This window comes from Pseudonocardia pini, assembly GCF_013870575.1.
Classification (GTDB): domain Bacteria; phylum Actinomycetota; class Actinomycetes; order Mycobacteriales; family Pseudonocardiaceae; genus Pseudonocardia; species Pseudonocardia pini.
Genome location: NZ_JACBXB010000432.1, coordinates 1 through 4,687, shown reverse-complemented (window position 1 = coordinate 4,687; position 4,687 = coordinate 1). Strand labels below are relative to the sequence as shown.

Genomic DNA, 4,687 nt, shown 5'->3' with positions numbered 1-4,687 from the left:
CACTCGTCCGTCACGGGGCGACCGGAACCCGCCCGGCGCACGTACCACCACGCCCCTGCGCCCGCGGTGCCGGCCAGCAGCCCGACCAGCACGACCCTGCGCCTGCGTCCGCGTCGGTCGGCCATGGTGACCCCCCTCGTGAAGTGCTGGGGCCAGCCTAGGTGTTCACCCACATGCCGCGCCCGGCGGCTCGGTGCCGGAAGGGTGACGTGCCGCCCAAGATCGCACGTTTCGTGCTCTCAGCGCGGCAAGATCTCTGGTTGGGTGCTCTCAGCGTGGTCCGAACAACACTCAGAGCACCTAATCTCCGATCATGAGACCGCTCGGGACGCCGGACCGCACACAACTCGCGATCTTGCCGCGCTGAGAGCACGAAACGTGCACCCCCCCAGTCCGTCACCGCCGCGCCGCCTTCACCCGCTCGTACCGCGCCAGCGCCTCCTCCCGCTCGGCCTTGTGGTCGACCATCGGCTCGGGATAGCCGTCCGGGATCCCGTCGGGCAGCTTCCACGGCTGGTGCACGGCCTTGCCCTCGATCCCGCGCAGCTCCGGGACGAACCTGCGCACGTAGTCGCCGTTCGGGTCGAACTTCTCCCCTTGGGTGACGGGGTTGAACACCCGGAAGTAGGGCGACGCGTCGGTGCCGCTCCCCGCGGTCCACTGCCAGCCGTGCTGGTTGGAGGCCAGGTCGCCGTCGACGAGCAGCTGCATGAAGTGCCGCGCCCCCCACCACCACGGCAGGTGCAGGTCCTTGACCAGGAACGATGCCACGATCATCCGCAGCCGGTTGTGCATCCACGCCTCCGCGCGGAGCTGGCGCATGCCCGCGTCGACGATGGGGAAGCCGGTGCGGCCTTCCTTCCAGGCGTCGAACTTGGCGTAGGCCTCCTTGTCGGAGGCGACCGGGAGGGCGTCGAACGCGCGGTCGTAGTTCTTGCGCGCGGAGTCGGGGCGCTGGAAGAGGATGTCCGCGTAGAACTCCCGCCAGGCGATCTCGGTGCGGTAGGTGTTCGCGCTCTCCGACCGCTTCCTCGCGAGATCCGCCAGCAGGGTGCGGGGGTGCACGCAGCCGTACTTGAGGTAGGCGGACATCCGCGAGGTCCCGGGCTTGTCCGGGCGGTTGCGGGCGTCGCCGTAGTCGTCGACGGCCGCGTCGAGGAACTCCGCCCACGCGGCGAGCGCCGCCTTCTCCCCCGGCTCGACGAACTCGGCGTCGACCGAGACGTCGTCCGGGATCGGCACGGAGCCCTTCTTCGGCGGGTCCATCCACCTCACCGTGTTCGCGGAGGTGTCGGCCGGGCCGCGCCAGCCGTGGTCGGCCCACGCGCGCCGGAAGGGGGTGAAGACCTTGAACGGGTCGCCGTCGTTCTTCCGGACCCGGCCGGGGGCGACGGCGTAGGGCGAGCCGACCCGGTTGAGCTCTCGACCCGCATCGGCCAGGGCCTTCTCGACGCCCTCGTCCCGCTTCGCGCCGTACGGCCCGAAGTCCGCCGCGACGTGCACCGTGGCCGCGGACACCTCCTCGGCGATCCGCGGCACGACGTCCACGGGATCGCCCTCCACCACCAGCAGCCGGTCGCCGAGCGACCCGGACAGCTCGCGCAGGCAGCCGTAGAGGAAGTTCAGGCGGGCCCCGCCGCTCGGCCCGGTCAGCGCCGGGTCCAGCACGAACAGGGCGAGCGCCGCGTCCGACTCGGCGGCGGCCAGGAAGGTGGGCTGGTCCGCGACCCGCAGGTCGCGTCGGAACCAGACGACGGAGCGGTCGGCCATGGCCCGACGCTAACGGCGCCCGTCGCCCCTCGCGCGCCGAACGCCCCGGGCGAGCGACACGTGCACCCTCAGGTGACGACTCACGGGGTCGGGATGTCCGACTCGCGCGTCGAGAGTGGGGGACTCGCGGACGCACGAACGGCACTCTCGCCTCGGGGCGGGAGTGCCGTTCGGGGACTGCCGGTCAGCGGGAGCTGAAGTCCTTGTAGTCCCGCTCGCCCGAGCCCGTGTACAGCTGGCGCGGGCGGCCGATCTTGTTGGACGGGTCCGCCATCATCTCGCGCCAGTGCGCGATCCAGCCCGGGAGCCTGCCGAGCGCGAAGAGGACCGTGAACATCTTGGTCGGGAAGCCCATGGCCCGGTAGATCACGCCGGTGTAGAAGTCGACGTTGGGGTAGAGCTTGCGCTCGGCGAAGTAGTCGTCCGCGAGCGCCTTCTCCTCGAGCCGCATCGCGATGTCGAGCAGCGGGTCCGACACACCGAGGGCCTTGAGCACCTCGTCCGCGTTCTGCTTGACGATCTTCGCGCGCGGGTCGTAGTTCTTGTAGACCCGGTGCCCGAAGCCCATCAGCTTCGCGCCCTTCTCCTTGTTCTTCACGCGCTCGACGAAGGCGTCGACGTTGCCGTCCTCGGTCTGCTGGATGCGGGTGAGCATCTCCAGCACGGCCTGGTTGGCGCCGCCGTGCAGCGGCCCGAACAGCGCGTTCACGCCCGCGGAGATCGACGCGAACAGGTTGGCCTGCGACGAGCCCACCAGCCGGACCGTGGAGGTCGAACAGTTCTGCTCGTGGTCCGCGTGCAGGATCAGCAGCGTGTCGACGGCCTTGGCCATCACCGGGTCGACCTCGTACGGCTCGGCCGGGAACCCGAACGTCATGCGCAGGAAGTTCTCCACCAGACCCAGCGAGTTGTCCGGGTAGAGGAACGGCTGGCCGACGGACTTCTTGTAGGCGTACGCGGCGATGGTGAAGACCTTCGCCATCAGCCGGACCGTGGACAGCTCGACCGCGTCCTCGTCGAACGGGTCCAGCGAGTCCTGGTAGAAGGTCGACAGCGCCGACACCGCCGAGGACAGCACCGGCATGGGGTGCGCGTCCCGCGGGAAGCCGTCGAAGAACCCCTTGAGGTCCTCGTGCAGCAGGGTGTGCCTGCTGATGTCGGTGGTGAACTTGTCGAGCTCGGTCTGCGTGGGCAGCTCGCCGTAGATCAGCAGGTAGCTGACCTCGAGGAAGCTCGACCGCTCCGCCAGCTGGTCGATCGGGTACCCGCGGTAGCGCAGGATGCCCGCGTCCCCGTCGATGTACGTGATCGCCGAGGCGCAGGCCGCGGTGCTGGTGAAACCGGGGTCGAACGTCGTCATCCCCGTCTTCGCGAGGAGCTTGCTGACATCGACCGCCGATGCCCCCTCGGTCGGCGCCTTGATCGCCATGTCGTGCGTGCCGCCCGGGTAGGTAAGGACGGCGGTGTCTTCGTCAGCCATGTGGAGGTTCCCTCTCACACTCTCGTTTCTTCTGCGTTGCACGCCACGCTAGTGCGCGGGGGGCCCATCCGTACCGTTCGGCCGATCCCGTCACGTCCAGGAGCGGTCAGGATCACTCCCCGAGAGACTCCTGACGTGCGACCGGGGGCCATCGTCGTCCCCCGAAGGCGTGACGGCATCCGCTGAGCGGGTCACTGCTCGTCAGCGCGCCGCGACCGGCACCCGGTAGTCCCAGAACTCCCGGAACCGGAACACCACGGCGAGGGTCACGACGATCACGGCCACCCCGCCGATCCAGGAGGCCGTCCCCGGTCCGACGGCGGCCGCCGCGGACCCGTGCCACAGGTCGGCCAGCCGCGGCCCACCCACGACGACCACGCCGAACACGCCCTGCATCCGTCCGCGCATCTCGTCGGTCGCCACGGACTGCAGCATCGAGTTGCGGTACACCGAGCTGACCAGGTCGCCCGCGCCTGCGATCGCGAGGAAGAGCACCGCGAGCCACAACGACGACGTCAGGCCGAACAGCGCGACGCCCAGGCCCCACACGCAGATCGCCGCCGTGACGGCCACGCCCTGTCGCGCCACCCGCTGCAGCCAGCCGGACAGCACGCCGCCCGCGACCATCCCGACCGGGATCGCCGCGAACAGCAGGCCCATCGCGAACCCGCCGCCCGGGGGGTCCCCGAAGACGGTCTGGCTGATCTCCGGGAACACGGCGCGGGGCATGCCGAAGCCCATCGCGATCACGTCCACCAGGAACGACACCAGCAGCACCTTGTGCAGCGCGGCGTACCGGAAGCCGTCGACGATCTGGCGCAGCCCCGCCTTGCGCGGGCCCGCCTCCTGGGGCGGGACGGCGGGCAGCCGGAACGTGGCCCAGAGCGTGGCGAGCAGCAGGATCGCGTCGATCAGGTAGAGGGTGCCCAGCCCGATCACCGGGATCAGCACCCCCGCCAGCAACGGCCCGGCGACGGCGCCGATCTGCATGACCGTCATGTTCAGGGCGTTCGCCGCGGGCAGCTGCGCCGCGGGGATCAGCCGCGGGATCACCGCGGCCCTGGCGGGCTGGTTCATCGCCAGCATCGAGGACTGCACGGCGAACAGCACGAGCACGACCCAGACGTTCCCGACCCCGCTCGCGGCCACCACCCACAGCGCGAGCGAGGTCAGCGCGATCCCGGTGCCGGTGGCGAGGAGCATCACGCGACGGTCGACGGCGTCGGCGATCGCGCCGCCCCACAGCCCGAAGACCACGAGCGGGACCAGGCCGAACGCGCCCGTCAGGCCGACGTAGGCCGAGGAGCCGGTCATGGCGTAGATCTGCGCCGGGACGGCGACGACGGAGAGCTGGGCCCCGACGGTCGTGACGATCCCGGCCGCCCAGAGCCGCCGGTAGGCGGGCGTGCGCAGCGGGGTCGTGTCCGCGAACGTGCT

At 70.6% G+C, this 4,687-nt stretch carries 3 protein-coding genes; all 3 read right to left on the bottom strand.

Annotated elements, in window-relative coordinates; translation table 11 throughout:
• Positions 1–396: 396 nt before the first annotated feature.
• A complete protein-coding gene (locus H5J29_RS21515; RefSeq protein ID WP_181782851.1) occupies positions 397–1,770 on the bottom strand; it encodes a cryptochrome/photolyase family protein in 1,374 nt (457 codons plus the stop codon).
• 184 nt (positions 1,771–1,954) lie between these two features.
• Entirely contained in the window at positions 1,955–3,250 is a 1,296-nt protein-coding gene (locus H5J29_RS21510) for a citrate synthase (protein WP_181782850.1), read from the bottom strand.
• A 201-nt stretch (positions 3,251–3,451) separates the two neighbouring features.
• Positions 3,452–4,687, bottom strand: a 1,236-nt coding sequence (locus tag H5J29_RS21505; RefSeq protein ID WP_181782849.1) for an MFS transporter, incomplete at its 5' end; no start/stop codon positions are given.